The sequence below is a fragment of the Exiguobacterium acetylicum genome (assembly GCF_019890935.1).
Taxonomy (GTDB): domain Bacteria; phylum Bacillota; class Bacilli; order Exiguobacteriales; family Exiguobacteriaceae; genus Exiguobacterium_A; species Exiguobacterium_A abrahamii.
On the sequence record NZ_CP082333.1, the window covers coordinates 2,217,047 to 2,240,027 of the forward strand.

Annotated in this window: 18 protein-coding genes, 1 pseudogene and 1 other annotated feature; of the genes and pseudogenes, 2 read left to right on the top strand and 17 right to left on the bottom strand. The window is 49.5% G+C overall.

Annotation, left to right across the window (positions count from 1 at the left end):
- Window positions 1–49: 49 nt before the first annotated feature.
- The 17 genes and pseudogenes from K7G97_RS11640 to K7G97_RS11725 form a co-directional block, all read right to left on the bottom strand.
- Complete coding sequence (locus K7G97_RS11640; protein ID WP_223040632.1) at window positions 50–1,234, bottom strand: DASH family cryptochrome; 1,185 nt, start codon at window positions 1,232–1,234, stop codon at window positions 50–52.
- Window positions 1,235–1,524: 290 nt separating this feature from the next.
- The gene (locus K7G97_RS11645; RefSeq protein ID WP_223040633.1) at window positions 1,525–2,109 is read right to left on the bottom strand and encodes a DNA-3-methyladenine glycosylase; all 585 of its coding nucleotides are present in this window, start codon (window positions 2,107–2,109) and stop codon (window positions 1,525–1,527) included.
- A 62-nt stretch (window positions 2,110–2,171) separates the two neighbouring features.
- Window positions 2,172–3,938, bottom strand: coding sequence for an aspartate--tRNA ligase (aspS, locus tag K7G97_RS11650; RefSeq protein WP_223040634.1), 1,767 nt, complete (start codon window positions 3,936–3,938; stop codon window positions 2,172–2,174).
- A complete protein-coding gene (hisS, locus tag K7G97_RS11655; RefSeq protein ID WP_023468925.1) occupies window positions 3,935–5,215 on the bottom strand; it encodes a histidine--tRNA ligase in 1,281 nt (426 codons plus the stop codon). Before hisS ends, aspS begins: the two co-directional genes overlap by 4 nt.
- A 42-nt stretch (window positions 5,216–5,257) precedes the next feature.
- Window positions 5,258–5,479, bottom strand: a binding site (T-box leader).
- A 45-nt stretch (window positions 5,480–5,524) separates the two neighbouring features.
- The gene (gene dtd, locus K7G97_RS11660) at window positions 5,525–5,974 is read right to left on the bottom strand and encodes a D-aminoacyl-tRNA deacylase (RefSeq protein WP_058713802.1); all 450 of its coding nucleotides are present in this window, start codon (window positions 5,972–5,974) and stop codon (window positions 5,525–5,527) included.
- 14 nt (window positions 5,975–5,988) lie between these two features.
- The gene (locus K7G97_RS11665) at window positions 5,989–8,187 is read right to left on the bottom strand and encodes a RelA/SpoT family protein (protein WP_223040635.1); all 2,199 of its coding nucleotides are present in this window, start codon (window positions 8,185–8,187) and stop codon (window positions 5,989–5,991) included.
- 141 nt (window positions 8,188–8,328) lie between these two features.
- Window positions 8,329–8,847, bottom strand: a complete 519-nt coding sequence (locus K7G97_RS11670; RefSeq protein ID WP_023468928.1) for an adenine phosphoribosyltransferase — start codon at window positions 8,845–8,847, stop codon at window positions 8,329–8,331.
- Entirely contained in the window at window positions 8,826–11,135 is a 2,310-nt protein-coding gene (recJ, locus tag K7G97_RS11675) for a single-stranded-DNA-specific exonuclease RecJ (protein ID WP_223040636.1), read from the bottom strand. The genes K7G97_RS11670 and recJ overlap by 22 nt, the downstream gene beginning before the upstream one ends.
- 72 nt (window positions 11,136–11,207) lie before the next feature.
- A pseudogene (secD, locus tag K7G97_RS17495) lies at window positions 11,208–13,419 on the bottom strand (protein translocase subunit SecD).
- A 153-nt stretch (window positions 13,420–13,572) separates the two neighbouring features.
- Window positions 13,573–13,863 (bottom strand): preprotein translocase subunit YajC, encoded by a 291-nt coding sequence (gene yajC / locus K7G97_RS11690; RefSeq protein ID WP_029342244.1) that lies wholly within the window; start codon window positions 13,861–13,863, stop codon window positions 13,573–13,575.
- 71 nt (window positions 13,864–13,934) lie between these two features.
- On the bottom strand, window positions 13,935–15,080 hold the full coding sequence (tgt, locus tag K7G97_RS11695; RefSeq protein WP_029342245.1) for a tRNA guanosine(34) transglycosylase Tgt: 1,146 nt from the start codon (window positions 15,078–15,080) through the stop codon (window positions 13,935–13,937).
- Window positions 15,080–16,120 (bottom strand): tRNA preQ1(34) S-adenosylmethionine ribosyltransferase-isomerase QueA, encoded by a 1,041-nt coding sequence (gene queA / locus K7G97_RS11700; protein ID WP_023468934.1) that lies wholly within the window; start codon window positions 16,118–16,120, stop codon window positions 15,080–15,082. The genes tgt and queA overlap by 1 nt, the downstream gene beginning before the upstream one ends.
- Window positions 16,121–16,124: 4 nt before the next feature.
- The gene (ruvB, locus tag K7G97_RS11705; RefSeq protein WP_023468935.1) at window positions 16,125–17,120 is read right to left on the bottom strand and encodes a Holliday junction branch migration DNA helicase RuvB; all 996 of its coding nucleotides are present in this window, start codon (window positions 17,118–17,120) and stop codon (window positions 16,125–16,127) included.
- 4 nt (window positions 17,121–17,124) lie between these two features.
- A complete protein-coding gene (gene ruvA / locus K7G97_RS11710; RefSeq protein WP_023468936.1) occupies window positions 17,125–17,718 on the bottom strand; it encodes a Holliday junction branch migration protein RuvA in 594 nt (197 codons plus the stop codon).
- Window positions 17,719–17,881: 163 nt separating this feature from the next.
- The gene (gene nadA, locus K7G97_RS11715) at window positions 17,882–18,979 is read right to left on the bottom strand and encodes a quinolinate synthase NadA (RefSeq protein WP_223040638.1); all 1,098 of its coding nucleotides are present in this window, start codon (window positions 18,977–18,979) and stop codon (window positions 17,882–17,884) included.
- Window positions 18,969–19,820, bottom strand: coding sequence for a carboxylating nicotinate-nucleotide diphosphorylase (gene nadC, locus K7G97_RS11720; RefSeq protein ID WP_316499506.1), 852 nt, complete (start codon window positions 19,818–19,820; stop codon window positions 18,969–18,971). The genes nadA and nadC overlap by 11 nt, the downstream gene beginning before the upstream one ends.
- Entirely contained in the window at window positions 19,735–21,204 is a 1,470-nt protein-coding gene (locus tag K7G97_RS11725; RefSeq protein ID WP_223040639.1) for an L-aspartate oxidase, read from the bottom strand. The genes nadC and K7G97_RS11725 overlap by 86 nt, the downstream gene beginning before the upstream one ends.
- Before the next feature lie 98 nt (window positions 21,205–21,302).
- Here K7G97_RS11725 and K7G97_RS11730 point away from each other — a divergent pair, with 98 nt between their 5' ends.
- Both K7G97_RS11730 and K7G97_RS11735 read left to right on the top strand, forming a co-directional pair.
- Window positions 21,303–22,385, top strand: coding sequence for a cysteine desulfurase family protein (locus K7G97_RS11730; protein ID WP_223040640.1), 1,083 nt, complete (start codon window positions 21,303–21,305; stop codon window positions 22,383–22,385).
- A gap of 24 nt (window positions 22,386–22,409) precedes the next feature.
- Window positions 22,410–22,952 carry a transcription repressor NadR gene (locus tag K7G97_RS11735; RefSeq protein ID WP_058703836.1) on the top strand — a complete coding sequence of 181 codons (543 nt, stop codon included), beginning with the start codon at window positions 22,410–22,412 and terminating at the stop codon, window positions 22,950–22,952.
- The last annotated feature ends 29 nt before the right edge of the window (window positions 22,953–22,981 follow it).

A 22,981-nucleotide genomic window follows, 5' to 3' on the forward strand; every position in this document is an offset into this window, starting at 1 on the left:
CTCCCCTCTGAAATGCAACTACTTCCCACTCCAGAAAAAGATGCTTTTTTCAGGTCCAACGTTTCGTGAACTGTTGATTCGGATCATATCGTTGTTGTTGGAATGCAGGATCGAATCGTGGTGTGCGTGTTGCATTCCCGACACCCGCGATGAACGCCCAGTTGCCATAGTTCGAAGCGACATCATAGTCAATCAACTGCTGTTCGAAATATCGCGCTCCGATGCGCCAGTCCTGCTTTAATTCATGAATCAGATAACTGGCAACGATCTGCCTGCCGCGATTCGACATCCATCCCGTCTCGCGAATCTCGTTCATGAAGGCATCGACGAACGGAACACCGGTCTTTCCTTCTATCCAACGTTCGACAGCTAGCTGGTCCGTCTTCCACGTGCGTTGTCCTTCTTGTAATCCACTCGCACGGAACAGACGGCTTCCTGTCTCACGCATCGTCAAATGGAAGAAGTCACGCCATAACAGTTCGAAATACAACCAGTACGTCGATTCATTCGCTCCCTTTTTTCGCTCGGCTTCCTGCAATTCAGCCATGACGCGACGCGGCGAGAGTGATCCGTTCGCTAGCCAGGCAGACAGCTTCGAAGAATCATTTCGTAAGAACCCATTCCGTGTTTCTTTATAGGTGAATACAGGCTCGTCAAGGTATTCCTGAAGACGCGCTCTCCCTGCTGACTCTCCACCACGGAACGGGAACGCGATTTCGGGATCCGCTTCGACCGATTCCTCTTTTATTAGCTGAATACCGGTTGGTGGATCGAGTGGATCGTAGAAGGTCCCTTTCGCCTCGACACGTTTTCGAAATGCCGTAAAGACGCGCTTTAATTCATCACTTCCGATATCTTCGCGCCGATGTAATGTCTGTGTCTCAAAAGAACGGACGGCATATCTGTCTTCGATATACTGTTCGCTTGCCGCTTCTTCTGTCCCGGTCATCTTATGGAAATAGACGGTATCATCCGCTTGGAGATAAGAATCGAGTGTCTCATTTGTCTCCCCTTCTACTATATCTAACGCAATCCCGATTTGAGACAGATGATCTGCTAGGTTCTCTAGTGTCTCTTGTTCGAATCGTGCTTGTTGTGTACCTCTTTTAAAATCGCGTTTCTTTTGGTCTTTGACGTATACGGCACGAATGACGTCCTGTTCTTCACACGCACTCCGAAGTGCCTCATGATCATCGACACGTAAATCATGACGATACCAAACGACTGCTCCCATATTGATCGACTCCCTTCTCCTTATACTATGACCCGACCAAGGTAGATAGAAAACCACTTGATGTGCCGATGAGGTTTTAAGACGTTGTTTTCGTGGAATATGATTAGTACAACAATTCAGAGGAGTGAATGAATCAATGGCAGCAAAACGCGGTAAACTCAGAACATTAATGACGCTCGTAACGACGGTTGGTCCAATCGTCTATAAATTCTATAAAAAACAGCAGTCGAAAAAATCAATCAACAACCCTAAATAAAAAATGGACGTCTCCTTATCGGAGCGTCCATTTTTTAACGTTTACTTACCCCTTCACTCGCCTCTACATAAAACCGCCATGGATAGGCTGTCGCTTCTCCTGCGTTCGGAATACCGATCCGTGTCGTCCGGACGATCGCGTCGACCGGGTCAGCAACAAGTCGGAACCGTGCTTGATAAAGATCCTGACCTGAATCCGCTGTCGTGAGACCGAATCCTTGGCACAGTTTTGCCGGTCCATTGACGAGATTGCGTCGTTGCGCCGCCGTCAACTCTGCGTAGGAACAACCAAAGCGACGTTCAGCGACGAGATCGTGCCCATTGATGATTTCCGCACCTCGTAGTAACAGTCCGTATCCTTCCCCTTCATGTCCACAAACGATATTCATGCAGTGATGCATACCATATGTGAAATACACATAGAGATGCCCCGGTGGACCGAACATCGGTGCCGTCCGTTTCGTTGGTTTTCCGGAAAACGAATGCGCTGCTTGATCGTGAGGACCGAGATAGGCTTCGACCTCAACGATCCGCATCGTCACCTCATCGACTGTGATTTGTGTTCCTAAGAAGTCTGGACCGACTTCAACCGGAGATCGTTCAAAAAAGTGTCGTTCCATCCGTTCATCCTCCTTCATGAAACAAGCGAATCTCCCCTACCGGAAGATTCGCTTGTCGTATCTTAAGATTGTTTGACCGCTGTTCGAATCGAGAGATCGTTTAATTGTGCATCCGAGACTGGGCTTGGTGCTGCCGTCAACAGATCACTTGCTGATGCTGTTTTCGGGAAAGCAATCGTATCACGCAAGTTCGAACGTCCTGCGAGTAACATGACGAGACGGTCTAGACCAAGTGCGATCCCCGCATGTGGTGGTGTTCCGTATTCGAATGCTTCCATCAAGAAGCCGAACTGCTCGTTTGCTTCTTCTTCTGTGAAGCCAAGCAACTTGAACATCCGCTCTTGGATATCCCGTTCGTAGATCCGTTGTGATCCACCGCCGAGCTCGTATCCGTTCAAGACGAGGTCATACGCGACGGCGAGGACTTTTCCAGGATCCGTCTCGAGCAATTCGAGATCTTCGCGACGTGGCATCGTGAACGGGTGGTGGTTCGCGTAGAAACGACCTTCTTCCTCTTCGTACGTGACGAGTGGGAAGTCCGTCACCCAAAGGAAGTTGAAGACCGACTCATCGATCAAGTCCAGTTCCTTCGCTAACTTCTGACGGAGCGCACCTAAGCTGTCTGCTACGATCGATGCTTTTGCTGCGACGAACAACAATAAGTCACCTGCTTCCGCATCTGTCGCCGCTGTCAGGCGAGCAGCTGCTTCTTCGTCGAAGAACTTCGCGATTGGACCGTTCAGTCCGTTTGCTGTCACTTTGACCCACGCGAGACCTTTTGCACCGTAGATCGCCGTGAATTCTTGTAACTTATCGATGTCTTTCCGCGAGAAGCGCTCAGCTGCACCCTTGACGTTCAAGGCTTTGACTTCGCCACCTGCTTCTAGTGCCATATCGAATACTTTGAATCCTGCCCCTTTGACAGCTTCCGCGACATCAATCAATTCGAGACCGAAGCGTGTATCCGGTTTATCCGAACCATACCGGCTCATCGCTTCTGCGTACGGCATCCGTGGGAATGGTGTCACGATGTCTTTGCCAAGTGTTTCTTTCATGACACGCGTCATCATCGACTCCATCATCGCATACAAGTCTTCGATGTCCATGAAGCTCGTCTCGATATCGACTTGCGTGAATTCAGGTTGACGGTCTGCCCGTAAGTCTTCGTCACGGAAACAACGTGCAATTTGGAAGTACCGCTCAAAACCAGACACCATCAGCAATTGTTTGAACAATTGTGGTGATTGTGGCAAGGCATAGAATTCACCTGGGTGAACACGACTCGGAACGAGATAGTCACGTGCGCCTTCTGGTGTTGATTTCGTTAAGATTGGTGTCTCGACTTCCAGGAAGTCTTGCTCATCGAGGAAGTTCCGCATGATGTTCGATGCTTTCGAACGGAGACGGAATGTCTCTTGAAGCGACGGACGACGCAAGTCAAGGTAACGATATTTAAGACGTAAATCTTCTGACGTCTGTTCTGCTTCTTCACTGATCGGGAATGGTGTCATCTTCGCTGCGTTCAAGATGACGACTTCATCCGCGACGACCTCGACTTGCCCAGTCGGGATGTTCGGGTTCGGATTCTCACGGGCGATGACGTGTCCTTTGATGTCAAGGACATACTCTGAACGAATCGATTCCGCAAGGCGGTGTGCCTGCTCGTTTTCCGGTTGGAAGACGATTTGGACGATACCACTCCGGTCGCGGAGATCAAGGAAGATCAATCCTCCTAAGTCACGTCGTTTTTGAACCCATCCTTTAAGTTGAACGTGTTGTCCGATGACTTCTTCCGTCACCTGACCGTTCATATGCGTGCGTCCGATCATTGTGCTTCCTCCTTTAATTTCGCGACGATCGTATCAGCGACTGCTGATAATGGAACGTCCGTCTGTTCCCCTGTAGCCATGTTCTTCAGCGCCGCTGCACCACGCTCGACTTCTTCATCCCCGAGGATGACCGTGTAGCGTGCTTTCAAGCGATCGGCTGCTTTGAATTGTCCTTTGAACTTCCGACCGAGATAATCCCGATCCGCGACAAGTCCTTCGAGACGCATCAATTGTAAGAGACGTGTTGCTGTCTTTTCGACTTCGTCACTGCCTTGCGCGACGATGAAGACATCGATTTGATCATCGACTGCCGGTAAGACGTTCTCATTCTCAAGCGCCATCAATAAACGCTCGATGCCGATTCCGAATCCAATTCCCGGTGTTGCCGGTCCACCGATCTGTTCGACAAGACCGTTGTATCGTCCACCACCACATAGTGTCGTGATTGCTCCGAAGCCTTCTGCTTCTGACATGATCTCGAACGCCGTGTGATTGTAATAATCGATTCCGCGAACGAGCGTTGGATCAACGACATACTCGATGCCGAGTGCATCTAAGTGAAGCAATACTTCATCGAAGTAAGCTTTTGATGCCGGGTTTAAGTAATCGAGAATCGATGGTGCTGTTGCCATGCTCGGGTGATCGCGGTCGACCTTACAGTCGAGGACCCGAAGTGGATTCGTTTCGAGACGGTTCTGACAGTCCTGACACAACTCGTGAACGACCGGTTTGAAGTGATCGACGAGTGCTGCCCGGTGTGCCGCGCGACTTTCGTTATCCCCGAGTGTATTGATGACGAGCTTGAGGTGCTTCAATCCGAATGAACGGTAGATGCTCATCGCGAGACTGATGACTTCCGCATCAATCGCTGGTTGTTCACTTCCGAGTGCTTCGACTCCATATTGGTGGAGCTGACGAAAACGACCTGCTTGCGGACGTTCATAACGGAACATCGGTCCAATGTAGAACAATTTCGTCGGTTGGTTCGGTGAACCGAACAGCTTGTTCGTCACGAATGAACGAACGACAGCAGCCGTTCCTTCTGGACGTAACGTCAACTGGTCTTTTCCGCGTTTCTCAAGCATGAACATTTCTTTTTGAACGATATCCGTCGTCTCACCGACGCCACGTTTGAAGAGTTCTGTCTCCTCAAAAATCGGCGTCCGGATTTCCTTATAGTTGTAACGCTTACTGATGTCACGTAATTGTTGCTCGATGTACTGCCAGCGTTCGACTGTTCCTGGAAGGACATCAAACGTACCGCGTGGTAATTTCATCTCAAATTCCTCCTTTTTTGAATACAAAAAAGTCCTCGTCCGCAAAGGGACGAGAACTTGAAGATCCCGTGGTACCACCCTGGTTGTCAAATCACATTTGACCACTCGGTGCAGTTAACGCCTGCGTACGACCTTCCCTACTATCAGTTCAGGAAGATACCTCGGAAGGGTCTTTCATCGAGTTCGTCTGTTCGCCCTTCCAGCCAAGGGGCGACTCTCTAAGCAGACAAGGTCTTGATTACTCCTCTTCGTCTTCGGTCGTATGAATCATTTGGTTACGTCTAATATTGCCTCGTCTCTCGGTTCCTGTCAAGCGTTTGCTTCTTTTTCAAGAATCAATGTCACCGGTCCATCATTGACGAGCGCGATATCCATCATCGCACCGAACTGACCTGTCTCGACCGTCAGTCCTTGCGCACGAAGACGTTCATTGAACGCTTCATACAATTCGTTGGCAAGATCCGGTTTCGCTGCTTCCGTGAACGCTGGGCGACGTCCTTTTTTGACATCACCATACAGCGTGAACTGCGAGACGGATAGAATCTGACCGTCGACATCTTGCAACGAGCGGTTCATCCGTTCTTCTTCATCTTCAAACACGCGGAGTCCTGCGATTTTATCAGCTAACCAGTTCACCTGATCAATCGTGTCTTCGTGCGTGACACCGACAAGCAAGAGAAAACCTTGCTTGATTTGACCGATGACCTCCTGATCGACTGTGACACTTGCTTCTTTGACTCGTTGTAATACGACTCGCATGACTCATCCGCTCCTTACGTCATCATGACGCGATGTACAGCATACACGTCAGAGATTTGTTTGATCCGATCAACGACTTTCTGTAGATGGTTGACGTTGTTGATCGCGATCGTCATCGTGATTTTAGCTTGTTTACTGTCGTCGCCTTTCCCGCTGACGGCGACGATGTTCGTATTCGTCGCAGATACCGACTGCAGGACATCGTTCAATAATCCTGCCCGGTCGAATCCAGAAATTTCGATTTCGACGTTATAACTCTTAACGGCTTTGCCTTCGTGTTCCCACTCGACTTCGAGCAAGCGTTCTGGATTTTGTTCATGAATGACATTCAAACAATCCGTCCGGTGAATCGAAACACCCCGTCCACGTGTGATGTACCCGACGATATCGTCCCCTGGTACTGGATTACAACAACGACTCATGCGAACGAGCATGTTATCGATGCCTTTGACACGAACACCTTCTGGATTTTCCTTCTTCGGACGATCGAACGACTTCATCTCACTGATTGCTTCGTTCAGTTCAAGATTTTTAGATTCTTTGTCTTTGCGTAACTTTTCCGTCAATTTATGCGCGACTTGGGCAGCGGTCAGACCATGATACCCAACGGCAGCATACATGTCTTCTTCTTGCGCGAAGTTGAACTTTCGCGTCACGTCTTCGAGCGTCTTCTCATTGATGACTTCCTTCGGCTCGAAACCGAGCTTCTTCACTTCCGCTTCGATCAGTTCCCGTCCTTTTGAGACGTTCTCTTCCCGTTGCTGACGTTTGAACCATTGACGGATCTTGTTCTTCGCCTGACTCGACACACAAATCTTGAGCCAGTCCTTACTTGGACCATAGCTGTGTTTTGATGTGACGATTTCAATGATGTCACCTGTCTTCAGCTTATAATCAATCGGTACCATCCGTCCGTTGACTTTCGCTCCGATCGTCCGGTGACCGATCTCTGTATGAATCCGGTAGGCATAATCAATCGGAACAGAGCCTTTCGGCAATTCGATGACGTCGCCTTTTGGTGTAAAGACGTACAACATGTCACTAAAGAAGTCGACTTTGACCGATTCCATGAATTCTTCAGCATCCGCCGTATCCTTCTGCAACTCAAGAATTTCACGGAAATGGGCAATCTTATCCTCAAAGCCTGATTTCGCTTCCTGTTCCTTGCCTTCTTTATACGCCCAGTGAGCGGCAATCCCGTACTCGGCAATAAAGTGCATGTCCCGTGTCCGAATTTGGACCTCGAGCGGCTCGCCTTTCGGTCCGATGACCGTCGTATGCAGCGATTGATACATGTTCGGCTTCGGCATCGCGATATAATCCTTGAAACGTCCCGGCATCGGTTTATATTGCGTATGAATGATTCCGAGAACAGCGTAACAGTCCTTGATTGAATCGACGATGATGCGCACAGCCATCAAGTCATAAATTTCGCTGAACTCTTTTTTCGAGTTTTGCATCTTGTTATAAATGGAATAGATATGCTTCGGACGTCCATCGACTTCCGCTGCGATTTGTACATCATCGAGTACTTCGTTGACCTCTTCAATGACCGAACTGACGAGCGCTTCGCGTTCCGTCCGTTTTTGTTTCATCATTGAGACAATCCGGTAGTACTGTTGTGGATTGATATAACGCAAACTGATGTCTTCGAGTTCCCACTTGATCGTCGAAATCCCGAGACGATGTGCAAGCGGTGCAAAGATTTCGAGCGTCTCTTCTGCCTTTTGCACCTGCTTTTCCTTGACCATATGTTGCAACGTTCGCATGTTATGCAAACGGTCAGCCAGTTTGATCAAGATGACGCGAATGTCTTCTGCCATCGCAATGAACATCTTCCGATGATTCTCAGCCAATTCTTCGCGTTTCGATTTATATTTGATTTTCCCGAGTTTCGTGACGCCGTCAACGAGCATCGCGACGTCGGGTCCGAATCGTTCCGTTAATTCTTCGAGAGTAATGTCCGTATCTTCGACGACATCATGAAGAAGCGCAGCGACAATCGTCGTTGCATCCAAACCAATATCGACTAAGATACCGGCAACTTGCACCGGATGAATGATGTAAGGTTCCCCAGAACGGCGGAATTGCCCATCATGTTCGTCTTTCGCGAATTGGTAAGCCCGTTCGATGTCTTTGACTTCAGCTTGCGTCATGTATTCCGCACATCGAGCGAGAAGGTCTTCTACATTTACGATTTGTTTGTTTGTCATCCCTTTTCCTCACCCAGTCCCCGGGATCGTCTGCAACGGAATCCCTAATATATAGTTCTTATTATCGTGAAATCTTGAGAAGATGTCAAAATAAAAAGAAATACCCCCTTGGTCACCATGTACCAAGAGAGTATATATGCTTTAGTCTTCGTAACGAATCAATGAGAGAACGTCGTATCCTTCGAGTTTCTCACGTCCACCAAGACCATCGAGTTCAATCAAGAATCCGATTCCGGCAACCGTTCCGCCTAATTTTTCAATCATTTGGATCGTCGCTTCGATCGTACCACCTGTTGCAAGCAAGTCGTCAAGGATGACGACGCGTTGTCCTGGTTGAATCGCATCTTCATGCATCGTCAAGACGTCTTTTCCGTACTCAAGACCATACTCGACACGGACTGTCTCACGTGGTAATTTCCCCTCTTTACGGACAGGTACGAATCCGATCTCCATCGCGTAAGCGGCTGGGCAACCAACGACGAATCCACGTGCTTCCGGACCCGCGATGACATCAGCACCTTTACTGCGTGCATATTCGACGAGTGCATCAACCGATTGTTTGTACACTGGTCCGTTCTGCATGAGTGATGTGATGTCTTTGAAACTGATTCCTTCTTTCGGCCAGTTTTCGACCTCTTTTATATGCTGTTTGAACTCCATGTCTTTTCCTCCTGCTTCGCCGCTTCTACCAAAGTATCAAAACGCTCTTTCAACTGAGCGAGTGACGAATAAATGTATTGTTGCTCGAGCTCTTGACGCGCTTCATGACGCTGGTACGTCGGAGCTTCCGTCAGATCTCGTTTTGCAGCATTTGGGTTCACACCCGGCAGCCCGTCCTCCATTGTAACAAGAAAATCAAGTTCCGAGAATACCGAATGCATAAAGTTAATCGATCGTTTCGTCCATTTTCGCGATTTCGACAAACGTACGAGACCAATCCGGAGCTCGTCACGTGGACATTTCGCGAAATACTGGAAGTAATGCTTGAAGTCCTCGCGCGATGGAATCGTCTCAAAATAATAGCCCTCGTCCTTAAAGGCACAATAAATCCGCTCTGCCTGTTGGACGTATGGATAAAATGCCGCTTCTTCTTCCGGTAGATCAAGGAAAACGATATTTTGACGAATCGGTCCGTTCAACGGACGTTCCGCGTACTTCTCCTTCACCTCATCAGTAAAGGCAACGAATGTCGTCGTCTCATGCGGTAACGCGAATAGTTCGCTCAGCGGTCGCTTACCCCCACGGTAATCGAACACTTGAACATCTTCGACAGCGACATCTTGAATCATCAATTGTGGTTTACGGAACCCATTCCATTCATTGATGTTCAGACTGCCCATCAAGTGAATCTCGGATAAAGTCGAGACTTCATCGACAAGGTCGCCGAAGCCGAAGCCGATTGCATCGAGTTCCTTTCCGTCGCCTGATAATAGTGCTTTGACATGCGTCAAATCACGACCGATCCGTTTCATGTCACGAATCTTCGCCTGCTCGATGACGATTCGTGGCGCAGGATTTCCCATCCCGAAAGGCGCGAGTCGCTGAATATCTTCAATCAACTGAATCGAGACATCACTGACCTGTAGACGTAAATCGACATCAATTGTCGCGATGAAGGCATCGTCTGGCAACGTGCTAGCCTGTTCATTCAAGCGTTGACGTAACGCCTCGACGTCATCGGAAGAGAGCGTCATACCGGCAGCAGCCGGATGTCCTCCGAAATGCGGCAAGATATCTTCACATTTCGTCAGTTCAGCGAAGAGATCAAAGGCTGGGATTGAACGTCCAGAACCCTTCGCTGTTCCTTTTTCAGCATCATGACACAGCATGATGACGGGACGATGATATTTTTCAACGAGTCGCGAGGCGACGATCCCAACGACACCTGGATTCCAACCTGCCGCATCGACGACAAGCACACGGTCCTCTTTAAAACGTTCTTCGACAAGCGCCGTTGCTTCCTCTGCAATCTGCTTGACGATGTCTTGACGTTGTTTATTTTGTTGGTCGAGTTGTTTCGCGAGATGAAGTGCCTCGTCCTTGCTTTCCGCTAGTAACATCTCAAGCGCTGGCATCGCTGAATCAAGACGACCTGCCGCATTGATCCGCGGACCGAATGCAAATCCGACCGATTCTTCCGTCAGTTCGTCTTCCGTCAAACTACAGACGTCACGTAACGCAAGGATACCCGGACGTTCACTCGCATTCAACGCCTCGATGCCGCGAATCGCAAGCAACCTGTTCTCTCCGACGAGCGGTACGAGATCGGCGATCGTTCCGAGCACGGCAAGATCGAGTAACTCGACCGGTTCCCGGTCAAGCAGTGCATGCGCGACTTTAAAGGCGACGCCTGCCCCAGCAAGTTTTGAGAACGGATAGTCTGGATCGACACCTGGATGGATTAAGGCAAAGGCATCAGGTAACGTTTCTTTGGCTTCGTGGTGATCGGTAATGATTAAATCGACCCCGAGTTCCTTGAGGACATCTGCTTCGTGGATGCCGGAAATCCCACAGTCGACGGTGATGACGAGGCTGAATCCTTCTTCCGCAGCCCAGCGAAAAGCGGCTTCGTTTGGCCCATAGCCTTCCGTGAATCGGTTCGGGATATAGCACTCTGCCATTCCTCCGATTTCAATCAAGGCGTGCCAGAGAATCGCAGCGGAACTCACTCCATCGACGTCATAATCACCGTAAATCAAAATCATCTCGCCCTCGTCAACGGCACGTTGAATTCGTTCGACGACTTTTGGCATATCTTTAAAATTAAATGGATCATGGAATGTCATTTGATCCGTCTCTAAAAAATCACGAGCAGCTTCACGTGTCGTAAATCCCCGTTGGACAAGTAGTTGTGCGACGTGCGGTGAAATCGTGCCATCCGCCGTCAATTGTTCGATTTGTTCTGAATCGATGACTTTATCAAGCCATGTTTTTTTAGCATGGTACATCTCAAACCCTCCAATCAACTTCCCCATTATAATTGAAAATCCGCACCAGCGATAGCTGATGCGGATACTCTTTTAAGAAGCGCGTTTTGTGCGACCAAGTGTCCGACCTTTCATGACGAGCCAGAGCTGCGCGGCGATGAAGATCGAAGAATACATCCCCATGATCAAACCGACAAGCAGGGCGAGACTGAATCCACGGATTGCCTCACTACCGAAGATGTAGAGTGCCGCTGCCGTCATGATGACCGTGACGACCGTATTGATCGAGCGAATGATCGTTTGTTGAATCGATTCATTGACGATGTGTGCCAATTCATCAAATGAGACTTTCCGTCCACCTTTTTCAGCAAGTCCGAGATTTTCTCGTACCCTGTCGAACGTAACGATCGTATCGTTGACCGAGTAACCGATGATCGTCAAGACGGCTGCGATGAAGTACAGATTGACTTCGATCTGGAATAGCGAGAAGAAAGCAATGATCATCAATGCATCATGTAGCAATGCGAGCACTGTCGCAATCCCGTAGAGCGGTTGGAACCGGAATGAGACGTAGATGACGATCCCGAGTGACGCAAGTAAAACGGCATAGATCGCGTTACGCGCGATTTCTTGACCGACTTGCGCCGAAACTGTCGAGATACTTGGTTCTTTTTTGTATTTGGCTTCAATCGTTTGTTTCATTTCAGAAATCTGCTGTTGGCTGAATTCCCCAACGAATGTGACGTTCGCTAGTTTTCCACCTTGCGCGAATTGAATGCCATCGATTTCTTCCGCATCAATCCCGGCATCTTCAATGACAGAGCGGACGTCCGCTTCCTTGATTTGATTCTCAGAAGAAATCTCGACACGCGTTCCTTGCGTGAAGTCGATCCCGAGGTTCAGACCACGGAACGACAACAAGAGGACCGACACGATGACAAGCGCGATCGTGATTGCGAAATAGATTTTACGATGTTTGACGTAATCGAATTTCGTAGGATTAAAGCTCACGGATTTCACTCTCCTTTACACCGAACCATGATTTCTTCTTATCGAACCATCGGCTACTGACAAGGAGTTGCATCAGGTAACGTGAGACAAAGACGTTCGTGACGAACGTGACGGCGATCGAAACCATCAACATGATGGCGAATCCTTTGACCGTACTTGTACCAAAGTAGTACAACACGCCAGCAGAGATCAACGTCGTCAAGTTGGCATCAAGAATCGTACCGAACGAACGACGGTTACCGGCTTTGAATGCGGACAAGACAGATTTACCACTTCGTAATTCATCCTTGATCCGCTCAGCAGTGATGATATTCGCATCGACCGCCATCCCGACTCCAAGAACGAGTGCCGCAATCCCCGGTAACGTGAGGACGGCATTGATTCCGTTAAAGAAGATCATGACGAGATAGATGTAGAACAGCAACGTAATGATCGAAACGAATCCAGAGATCCGGTAGAACAAGAGCATGAACAAGAAGACCGCAGCTACACCAATCGCTGACGCGAAGAGCGTCTGATCAAGTGCGTCTTGTCCAAAAGCAGCAGAGACCGACGTCGAGTAGATTTCCTCGAGTTTGACCGGTAATGCTCCGGCGTTCAGGATCGACGATAATTGTTTCCCATATGCGGCATCAATATCGCCACCAGAAATGATCGCTTTATCCGAATTGATCGGTTGTGTGACCGATGCATCCGAGACGATCTTCGAGTTTGCTTTTTGAATTTCTTTTTCATACGAATCGCCTTTCTCATAATCGAGCCAGATGACGAGACGATTCGCAGGTGGTTGCATTTGTGAGACTTTTTGTGTCACTTCGTAGAATTTCTCTTTTGATTTCATCGTCAATTCAACGAGTGGTTCATTCGTGTTCGGATCATATCCGACTTTTGCCCCTTTGGCTTTTAAGTCTGATCCATCGAGCAACAACTTATCGTTGATGTCACGGAATGACAATTGTGCTGTCGAAGATAGGATTTGACGCGCTTCCGTCTGATCCTTGACGCCAGCAAGCTGAACACGAATCCGGTTATCGCCTTCGATCCGGATGTCTGGTTCAGAGACACCGAGGACGTTGACACGGTTCTCGATTGCCGTCAGTGTCGCACTCATCGCATTTTGATCGATGACGTCTCCTTCTTTCAGCGGTTGTACTTCATACAAGACTTCGAAGCCACCCTTAAGGTCAAGGCCGAGCTTCGTATCCTTCAACAACCATGACGATGTCGTACCGATCAGTACGAGCAACGCGATGACGACGATGAAGAATGTGGCAAGTTTCCCTTTCTTGATCATGCTACATTGTCCTTTCTCTAGTTCCCAGTATATTTTCAGACAACTTTGTTCTCCTATCCTAGCTTACAAAAGAAATGGTAATCTTAGCAAACGTTTTTCTCATATATAAACAGAAAAGACGCTCCGGAATCCGGAAAGCGCCTTTTCAATGCCTTATTCGACAGTTTCGTCGTCCATGACAGTCGTTGATTTTTTCGTCACTTCTGCGACAGCACTTCGGTTGAACGTCAATTGTGCATTACCTGACTTCAATGTCACCGTCATGTCGTCAACTTTTTGGACAACCCCGTGAAGACCACCGATCGTAACGATCGAGTCGCCGCGTGAGAGTTCGTTTTGCATCTGACGCACTTGCTTCTGGCGTTTGTTCTGTGGACGGATCAACAAGAAATAGAACACCACGAAGATCAAGATCATCGGGAGGAATGTGATTAAGCCTTCCATCTGATTCAGCTCCTTTATCATTCAAATCACGTTCATTATACCGTGAAAGAATTGATTTGTCAGACGATTTGTTAGAAATTCTTTGCGTTCGGTAAATTGTAACCGTATTCTTCGAAGAATTCTTCCTTGAAATCGAGCAGACGATCTTCACGAATCGCTTGGCGAACGCCTTCCATCAACTTGACGAGGAAGTGAAGATTGTGTGTCGAACAGAGATGCAGACCGAACGTTTCTTGCGCACGAATCAAGTGATGGATGTACGAACGCGAGTAGTTCTTACACGCGTAGCAATCACATTTCTCATCGAGCGGACGGAAATCACGTGCATATTTCGCATTCCGGACGACGAGACGTCCTTGTGATGTCATCAACGTACCGTTTCGTGCGATCCGTGTCGGTAAGACACAGTCGAACATATCGATTCCGCGGATCGCACCTTCGATCAATGCGTCCGGTGAACCAACGCCCATCAAATAACGAGGTTTGTCTTCCGGCATGAGTGGTGTCGTGAATTCGAGCGCACGGTACATGACGTCTTTTGGCTCTCCGACCGATAGACCGCCGACCGCATAACCCGGGAAATCAAGGGCAACGAGGTCTTTTGCACTTTGACGACGCAAGTCTTCGTATTCTCCACCTTGGATGATACCGAACAGCGCTTGATCGTGTGGACGTTCATGCGCAGCAAGACAACGTTCTGCCCAGCGGCTCGTTCGTTCGACGGATGCTTTCATGTACTCGTGTGAAGCTGGGTACGGTGGGCACTCATCAAACGCCATCATGATATCTGAACCGAGTGCATTTTGAATTTCCATCGCTTTTTCCGGTGACAAGAACAATTTGTCCCCGTTCAAGTGGTTACGGAAATGAACACCCTCCTCAGAAATGTTCCGGAGGTCAGCAAGTGAGAAGACTTGGAAACCACCTGAGTCCGTCAGAATCGCGCCATCCCAGTTCATGAATTTATGCAGACCGCCCGCTTCCTTGATGACATCATGTCCTGGACGCACCCAGAGGTGGTACGTGTTCGCGAGGATGATGTTCGCGTTCATGTCCTTGATTTGTTCCGGTGCCATCGTCTTGACCGTCGCTTGCGTTCCGACCGGCATGAAGACCGGTGTTTCGAAACTACCGTGCGGCGTGTGGACGATTCCTAACCGCGCTCCGGATTGTTTACATGTCTTGATATGTTCGTATGTTACCGCGTGTTTTGTCATTAGTTTCGTTCCTCTCTCGTTAAGAACATCGCATCACCGAAGCTAAAGAAACGATAGCCGTTCGCGACTGCTTCTTCATAGGCATGCAAAATGTGTTCCCGTGTCGATAATGCGGACACGAGCATGATCAATGTTGATTTCGGTAAGTGGAAGTTCGTGATCAGACCATCAATCCCCTTGACTTCCTGACCCGGGAAGATGAAGATGTCCGTCCAGCCCGTTGCTTCGACGAAATCGCCATGGTCACGGATGACCGTTTCAAGCGTCCGTGTTGACGTCGTCCCGACCGCGATGATTCGTCCACCTTGTTTCCGTGTTTCGCGTAGCAAGGCTGCTGAACTTTCCGGCAGTTCGTAGTACTCACTGTGCATCTTGTGACTATCGACGTCGTCGACCGAGACAGGACGGAATGTGCCAAGTCCTACGTGTAGCGTCAACGGTGCGATCCGGACGCCTTTCGCTTTAAGCGCTTCGAGCAATTCCGGTGTGAAGTGAAGACCAGCCGTCGGTGCTGCCGCACTTCCGCGTTCCCGAGCATACACCGTCTGGTAACGATCTTGATCCTCGAGTTGTTCATGAATGTATGGCGGCAGCGGCATCGTTCCGAGTTGGTCGAGCACTTCATAAAAAATGCCGTCATAGAAAAACTTCAGGATTCGTCCCCCATCTTCAAGTGCTTCGACACACTCAGCACGGAGTAACCCGTCACCAAACGACAAAATCGTTCCTGGTTTAACGCGTTTTGCCGGTTTCGCCAGTGTTTCCCAGACATCGTCACTCGTCTGCTTCAAAAGTAACAATTCGATCTTCCCACCCGTCTCTTCCTTCACACCAAAGAGACGTGCTGGTAAGACTTTCGTATCATTGATGACGAGTGTATCGCCTTCGCGGAAGTGATCGACGATATCATGGAAGTGCTGATGCTGAATCGCACCTGTCTCCCGATCGAGAACCATCAATTTCGAACTCGTCCGGTCGAGCAATGGCACTTGAGCAATTTGTTCTTCTGGTAAATGAAAATCAAATAAGTTTACATCCATTGGTTCAATTTCCTTCTTTCAGTCCTAAATGTTGGCGGGCGAACGGTGTTAAGACACGTCCGCGCGGAGTACGTTGTAAAAATCCTTGTTGCAGTAGATATGGTTCATACACATCCTCGATCGTCTGCGCGTCTTCACCGATCGTCGCTGCGATCGTCTCAAGACCGACCGGACCACCGGCAAACCGTTCTGCAAGCGATCGTAGTAAACGATGGTCGACATCGTCGAGCCCTAGTGCATCGACATGCAAGCGATCAAGCGCACTTGTCGCGAGCACAGCATCGATCTCGGTTTGATGGGCGACTTGAGCGAAATCACGGACACGCCGTAACAACCGGTTCGCGACACGCGGTGTTCCACGTGAACGAAGCGCGATCGCTTCTGCTGCGAGACGATCTGCTTCGAATCCGAACAATCGTGACGTCCGGGTCACGATGGCAGACAACTCTGACATCGTATAATATTCAAGCTTCAGCGTCACGCCAAAACGATCACGGAGCGGTGCCGATAGCATCCCGGCACGCGTCGTCGCACCTACGAGCGTAAACGGTGGTAAATCAATTCGGACGCTGCGGGCGAGTTCCCCTTGACCGATGACAATATCGAGACAATAATCCTCCATCGCCGGATACAGAATCTCTTCGATTGATCGACTCAATCGATGAATCTCGTCGATGAACAGGACATCGCCCGGTTCCAGTGATGAAAGGATTGCCGCTAAATCACCCGGTCGTTCGATTGCAGGACCGGCTGTCGTCTTGATGCCGACCCCCATCTCGTTCGCGATGATCGTCGCAAGCGTCGTCTTCCCAAGACCCGGAGGACCGTAGAGAAGCACGTGATCGAGTGTTTCCTGACGAATTTTTGCCGCCTCGATAAAGACGCTCAAGTTTCCCTTAGCTTTCTCCTGCCCGATGTATTGCTCGAGCGTCTGAGGACGCAGGCTCCACTCTTCTTGATCTTCCGCATGGGCGGATTCTGACAAAATGCGCTCTTCCATGTCCTCACCTCACATTCAATAACAACTGGAGTGCCCGTTTGACATATTGATCCGTCGACAGGACTTCTGCCTGCAACGCTTTTTTGACTTTCTCGACTTCTCGGTCACTGTAACCTAGCGCCGTCAAGGCTTCACAAGCTTCATTCAATTCAGCATTGCCTTGCGCGAACAAGCCTTCGCTCGGTACGTAATCCGGTGCGAGCTCGGCTAACTTTCCTTTTAGGTCGAGTGTCATTTGTTTTGCTGTTTTCTTGCCGACACCTGGGAACTTGACGAGATAACTTTCTTTCTCTTGTTCAATCGCTTCAACGAGCGCATCGACATTCCCTGATGCGACGATTGCAAGCGCTCCTTTCGGTCCGATTCCTGTGACACCGAGCAACTTCGTGAACAAGGCACGCTCACGACGGGAACGGAATCCAAATAAGACTTCTTGGTCCTCACGGACATAATGATACGTATATACGATGATCTGTTCGTCTCCGGTCCGATAAAAAAACGGGTTCGGTGCTACGATTTTGTAGCCAATCCCGCCAACTTCTACCGTCACGAATTCCGCACAGACATAAGCGACTTCGCCGCGTACGAATTCTATCAATGTGGAACGCTCCCATCCTTAAACAAACTCTCGTGTTATTGTAGCATACATCTTCGTTTGGCTTCAAAGCGTTCTTCAGCAAAAATCAATACATATGTTCGCTCTCTCAGTCAGAAGACAAAAAAGCGTGATCGTTCGCACGACCACGCTCCCATCCTCTATTTTACGAACGCTCAAGCATCCGTTCGAGCGCCAACACGGCATGCCGCGTCGTCTCTTCGTCTACTTTAATGATGTTGACCGGCTCACCGGCTTCGACTTGTTCGAGCGCCCACGCCAAGTGCGGTAAGTCGATCCGGTTCATCGTCAGACACGGACACATGAACGGATTGAGCGACACGATATCGAGTTCCGGATGCGTCGTCGCGAGTCGATTGACGAGATTCATCTCTGTTCCGATTGCCCACTTCGTTCCGGGAGCAGCCTGTTCGATTTGTTGAATGATGTACGCGGTTGATCCATTGAGATCAGACGCTGTCACGACTTCGTGCGAACATTCCGGGTGAACGAGAATCTTTCGCTCCGGATCCGTCTTGCGGAACTGTTCAATCTGACCGACCGTGAATTTTTCATGGACCGAGCAGTGTCCTTTCCACAAGATGACGCGGACGTCCTGGTCTTCCCCGTCAAAAACGAGTTCGTCCTTGATCGGATCCCAAATCGCCATCTGTTCTAACGGAATTCCGAGTGCGTGCGCCGTATTGCGACCGAGGTGTTGATCCGGCAGGAAAAATAAGATGTCGCGTTCAGCAAGCGCCCATTCGACCATCTGGACAGCGTTTGATGACGTCACCGTCGCCCCACCATGACGACCAACGAACGCTTTGATGGCTGCCGTCGAATTGACATACGTCAACGGTAAGATCGACTCCCCGAACCGTTCCGTCAAGATCGTAAAAGCACGCTCCGTTTGCGTATCGTTCGCCATATCCGCCATCGAACAACCCGCACGCATGTCAGGTAAAACGACCGTATGTGACGCATCTGTCAACATGTCTGCCGTCTCTGCCATGAAGTGGACACCACAAAAGACTGTATATTCCGCTTCTGTCATCTGCTTCGCGACTTGCGCGAGCTGGAGCGAATCTCCCGTCGCATCCGCGAACTGGACGACTTCATCCTTTTGGTAGTGGTGGGCAGGTAAGAACAAGCGACTGCCCATCCGTGCTTTGACCCCTTCGATGATCGCGATCAAGTCTGCTTCTGTTTGCTGTAAGTATGACGCCGGAATCCCTTCGTGACGTAATAGATCAAATGACATCTTTTTTTCCTCCTTCGATTTTCATGCTGATATCAAGCGCTGTTGCTGAATGGGTGAGTGCCCCGAGTGAGATGACATCTGCTCCGCTCTCCGCAAAGTCTGATAACGTGTCTATCGTGATCCCGCCGGATAACTCGACCGTGATATGCGGTGGAATCAATTGCCGAAGCTGCTTGATTTCTGCTGGTGTCCGGTTATCGAGCATGATGATATCGACTTTTGCAGCCACTGCCTCGAGCACTTCCGCTTCCGTCTCGACTTCGACTTCGATTGGTGTCGTATGACCTGCGACACGTTTTGCTCGCGCCACCGCCTCTGTGATCGATCCCGCGACCGTGATGTGGTTATCCTTGATCATGACAGCGTCATCGAGTCGTCCGCGATGACTATAGCCACCCCCGACGCGAACGGCGTGTTTTTCGAGCATTCGTAATCCAGGGGTCGTCTTTCGTGTATCCGTGATTCGGATTCGTCCTGCTGCTACCTCGACCGCTTGACGTGTCTTAGTCGCGATCCCGGATAAGCGTTGCACCAGGTTCAAGGCGACCCGTTCACCGCTTAAGATGTCCTGTAACGAACCAGACCACTCGGCAAGGAGTGTGCCTCGCGTGACGACCGTACCTTCCGCCACGTGAATCGTCACGTCGACTTGTAACAGATGCGCCATCTCCCGAATGATGTCGACTCCACAAAAAACACCGTCTTCCTTAGCTAGAAAACGACCGGTCCCGCGTTCTTGTCCCGTCAGACATCCTTCACTCGTGATATCCCACTGTCCGATATCCTCGATTAAAAATGCCTCCAGTTGTTGCCGTAACTGCCACTTGTTCAACGTTCTCATCCTCTCCTGTCAATCGACTTCGCGCCCCTTCAAGCAACAGACATGCCGTTACGTGACGTAATCGATTTTCTTCTGCTTCCTGTCCGGATTCGTCTAATGTCCAGCCTTTTAATGTGTCCAGACATTCTTGTATCTGCCTAACATCCATTTCAACACCAATGACCTGTGATAGACGGTTTGTTACGGAACGAAGTGTTCCCGGGCGTCGTTTGACTTGTTTGACTAAAAGTTCCGGTAACAACTCGAGCTGTTCTGCTACTGCTTTCCCCATGACGACACATTCAAGGAGCGAGTTCGACGCCAGACGATTTCGACCGTGAAGTCCAATCGATGCTGTCTCACCGACCGCGTAAAGTCCTTCGACATGCGTCTGCCCTGTCAGATCCGTTTCGATCCCACCCATTAAGAAATGGATGCCTGGTGCAATTTCAACAAGATCCGGACTTATGTTCAGTTTTTCACATTTTTCAACAAACGTTGGAAACCGTTTCGTCCGGTCGACGACGTTTGACGTATCGAGATAGACCGGTTCACGCTTTCGCACCTCATGGATTCGTTTTGCGACTTCATCTCGCGCCGCTAAATCTTGCATCGGATGATCCGCCATGATCCGGTCACCATTTTTCGTTACAAGCGTCGCTCCTGCACCTCGTAGTGCTTCCGTGATCAAACCTTCAGAGCGACCAGCATGAACGAGTACCGTCGGATGATGCTGGATATAACCGAGATCACGAATCGTCGCCCCCGCTTCAAAGGCGAGCGCAATACCGTCTCCTTGAATCAAAGGGTCATTCGTCGACGCCGCGAATAATCCGCCAACTCCACCGGTCGCGAGAATCGTTGCGCGCGCCACAATCTCGATCGGCTCCCCATGGCTATATCCGACTGCACCTACTACTTGCCCGTTGACTTGAATCAACTCTGTGATACGCGTCTGCTCGAGAATCGGAAATGGTACTTGCGGCATCAACGTCTCCATGATCCGTTTACCAGTTTCGTCCCCGCCAGAGTGATAAATCCGCGGCAAGCGATGTGCTCCTTCACGACCGAGCAAAAACTCTCCCTCGGATTGATCGAATGGAACGCCTTGTCGTAACAAGAATTCCATCGCCTCGGTTCCCGATCGTGTGACGTAATCGACGACGGACGGATTGATACGCCCTTTTGCTGCTTGGCACGTATCTTCAAAGTGACCACGATGATTGACTTCTGCATAAGCGGAAGCAATCCCACCTTGTGCTCGAACAGAATTTGTCTCAAACCGCGTACCTTTTGTGACAAGTAACGCTTCCGTTCCGGGTGGAAGATGCAGAGCAACCGAAATTGCAGCAAGTCCTGTTCCAATGATCAACACATCCGTCTCAAGTCTTTTATGTAAAGACATATGTTTTACACCTCTATATCTAATTGTTCACTATTGACTTGACAATAATTTTGGCATACTTTTAGCTGAGTGACAAGACGAAAGGACAGGATTTTTTCATGATCTATCTCGATTACGCAGCGACGACTCCGCTGCATCCACAAGCACTCGATCATTATCAACAAGCCGCTCAGTCGTTCTACGGCAACAGTTCTTCTCTTCATGACATCGGTGGCAACGCTGAAGGTTTACTCGAACGAGCCCGTCAGTATCTGATGCAACAATTGGCTCAACAAGAAGGAACCGTCATCTTTACAGGGAGCGGATCTGAAGCAAACTACATCGCGTTGACCCATCTGATGCGACAGAGTAATAAATCAGTTGTCTTGACACTTCGATGTGAACACGACTCGGTCTTGCTTCCGCTTGCGCGCTGGGCACAAGAAACACGACACCTTTCTTTATTACCGGACGGAACGTTCGATTGGGAACAATTCATCGCAGCTTGTACGGATGAAATCGGTGTTGTCTCGATTCAACACGTCAATTCGGATACCGGTTTTCGTTTTCCGGTCGAACGGATTGCAGCATATTGTCAATCGCGCGGGATTCTGTTTCATTGCGATGGTGTCCAAGGATTTTTAAAAGATGCAATCAACATCGACGCCTTTGATGCCTACACGATGAGTAGTCATAAAGTATATGGACCAAAAGGATTGGGTGCCCTGTATTTGCGGCGTCCTCTCTTCAGCCCTTATTACGAGGGACACCACGAATTCGGAATCCGTCCAGGCACAGTCGACGTTCCAGGAATTGCCGCGTTCATCGCTGCCTGTGAAGCGTCTCGATTAGAAAATCCAGGAATCCAAGCTTCAAGCCGTCGATTTCGTGGTATGCTAAAAAAAACATTGTCTTCGTCTCGTTACACGATGATTGAGTCGCCAACGCAACTCGCTTCCATCTGCGCCATCCATACGAAGCAACGGGACGGTCAATACGCGTTGCTCGCCTTGAATCGTGCTGGAATCGCGGTTTCCGCTGGTAGTGCCTGCCGGGCTGGAGAAAACGGTCCGAATGCGACATTACGTGCCATAGGCTTTGACGAATCAGCGGCTCATGGGTTGATTCGACTCAGTTTTGGAAGACACACGACGAACGAAGAAATCGAACAGTGCATCGATGTGTTGAACACAATTTCATGACACTGGAGAAAGGTAGGAGACATGATGGGGAAACGCATCTCCGGAGAAGAACGCCGGAAATCATTACTTCGTATGATTGAGGAAAGTGAGCAACCTGTCACAGGAACGGCATTGGCGAAACAAGCAGGTGTCAGTCGCCAAGTGATCGTGCAGGATTTATCATTGTTAAAGGCAAAAGGATATCCTGTCATCGCGACAGCTCGTGGCTATTTGATCAATGATCCGGAAGTCGACGGTTCAAAATTACGTCGCAAGATCGTTTGCCGTCACGGCATCGATCAGTTAAAGGACGAGTGTGACGCTATCGTTGATGAAGGGGTCGTCGTCCGCGATGTCATCATTGAACATCCCGTCTACGGCTTCATCACTGGAGAGTTGATGCTGAAAAGCCGTCGAGATGTCCGCGTATTAATCGAGCAACTAAAGGAGACGCAAGCTACTCCGCTCTCAAGCCTGACGGACGGAGTCCATATTCATACGCTGGAAGCGGATCATGAAGACGCATTGGAAGCCGCCATTGCGAAACTCGATCGTCTCGGAATTCTCGTTTCAGAGCTCGATGTCTGAACATAAAAAAAACCGCCTATTCCTAAGGA

Bases quoted from the DNA above. Each gene is read 5' to 3' on its own strand.
- K7G97_RS11640 (WP_223040632.1), bottom strand. From the start codon at position 1,234: ATGGGAGCAGTCGTTTGGTATCGTCATGATTTACGTGTCGATGATCAT.
- K7G97_RS11645 (WP_223040633.1), bottom strand. From the start codon at position 2,109: ATGGAACGACACTTTTTTGAACGATCTCCGGTTGAAGTCGGTCCAGAC.
- aspS (WP_223040634.1), bottom strand. From the start codon at position 3,938: ATGATCGGACGCACGCATATGAACGGTCAGGTGACGGAAGAAGTCATC.
- hisS (WP_023468925.1), bottom strand. From the start codon at position 5,215: ATGAAATTACCACGCGGTACGTTTGATGTCCTTCCAGGAACAGTCGAA.
- dtd (WP_058713802.1), bottom strand. From the start codon at position 5,974: ATGCGAGTCGTATTACAACGAGTCAAAGAAGCAAGTGTCACAGTCGAT.
- K7G97_RS11665 (WP_223040635.1), bottom strand. From the start codon at position 8,187: ATGACAAACAAACAAATCGTAAATGTAGAAGACCTTCTCGCTCGATGT.
- K7G97_RS11670 (WP_023468928.1), bottom strand. From the start codon at position 8,847: ATGGAGTTCAAACAGCATATAAAAGAGGTCGAAAACTGGCCGAAAGAA.
- recJ (WP_223040636.1), bottom strand. From the start codon at position 11,135: ATGTACCATGCTAAAAAAACATGGCTTGATAAAGTCATCGATTCAGAA.
- yajC (WP_029342244.1), bottom strand. From the start codon at position 13,863: ATGGAAGGCTTAATCACATTCCTCCCGATGATCTTGATCTTCGTGGTG.
- tgt (WP_029342245.1), bottom strand. From the start codon at position 15,080: ATGACAAAACACGCGGTAACATACGAACATATCAAGACATGTAAACAA.
- queA (WP_023468934.1), bottom strand. From the start codon at position 16,120: ATGGATGTAAACTTATTTGATTTTCATTTACCAGAAGAACAAATTGCT.
- ruvB (WP_023468935.1), bottom strand. From the start codon at position 17,120: ATGGAAGAGCGCATTTTGTCAGAATCCGCCCATGCGGAAGATCAAGAA.
- nadA (WP_223040638.1), bottom strand. From the start codon at position 18,979: ATGTCATTTGATCTATTACGTCACGAAGGGATTCCGGCGTCATACTTA.
- nadC (WP_316499506.1), bottom strand. From the start codon at position 19,820: ATGAGAACGTTGAACAAGTGGCAGTTACGGCAACAACTGGAGGCATTT.
- K7G97_RS11725 (WP_223040639.1), bottom strand. From the start codon at position 21,204: ATGTCTTTACATAAAAGACTTGAGACGGATGTGTTGATCATTGGAACA.
- K7G97_RS11730 (WP_223040640.1), top strand. From the start codon at position 21,303: ATGATCTATCTCGATTACGCAGCGACGACTCCGCTGCATCCACAAGCA.
- K7G97_RS11735 (WP_058703836.1), top strand. From the start codon at position 22,410: ATGGGGAAACGCATCTCCGGAGAAGAACGCCGGAAATCATTACTTCGT.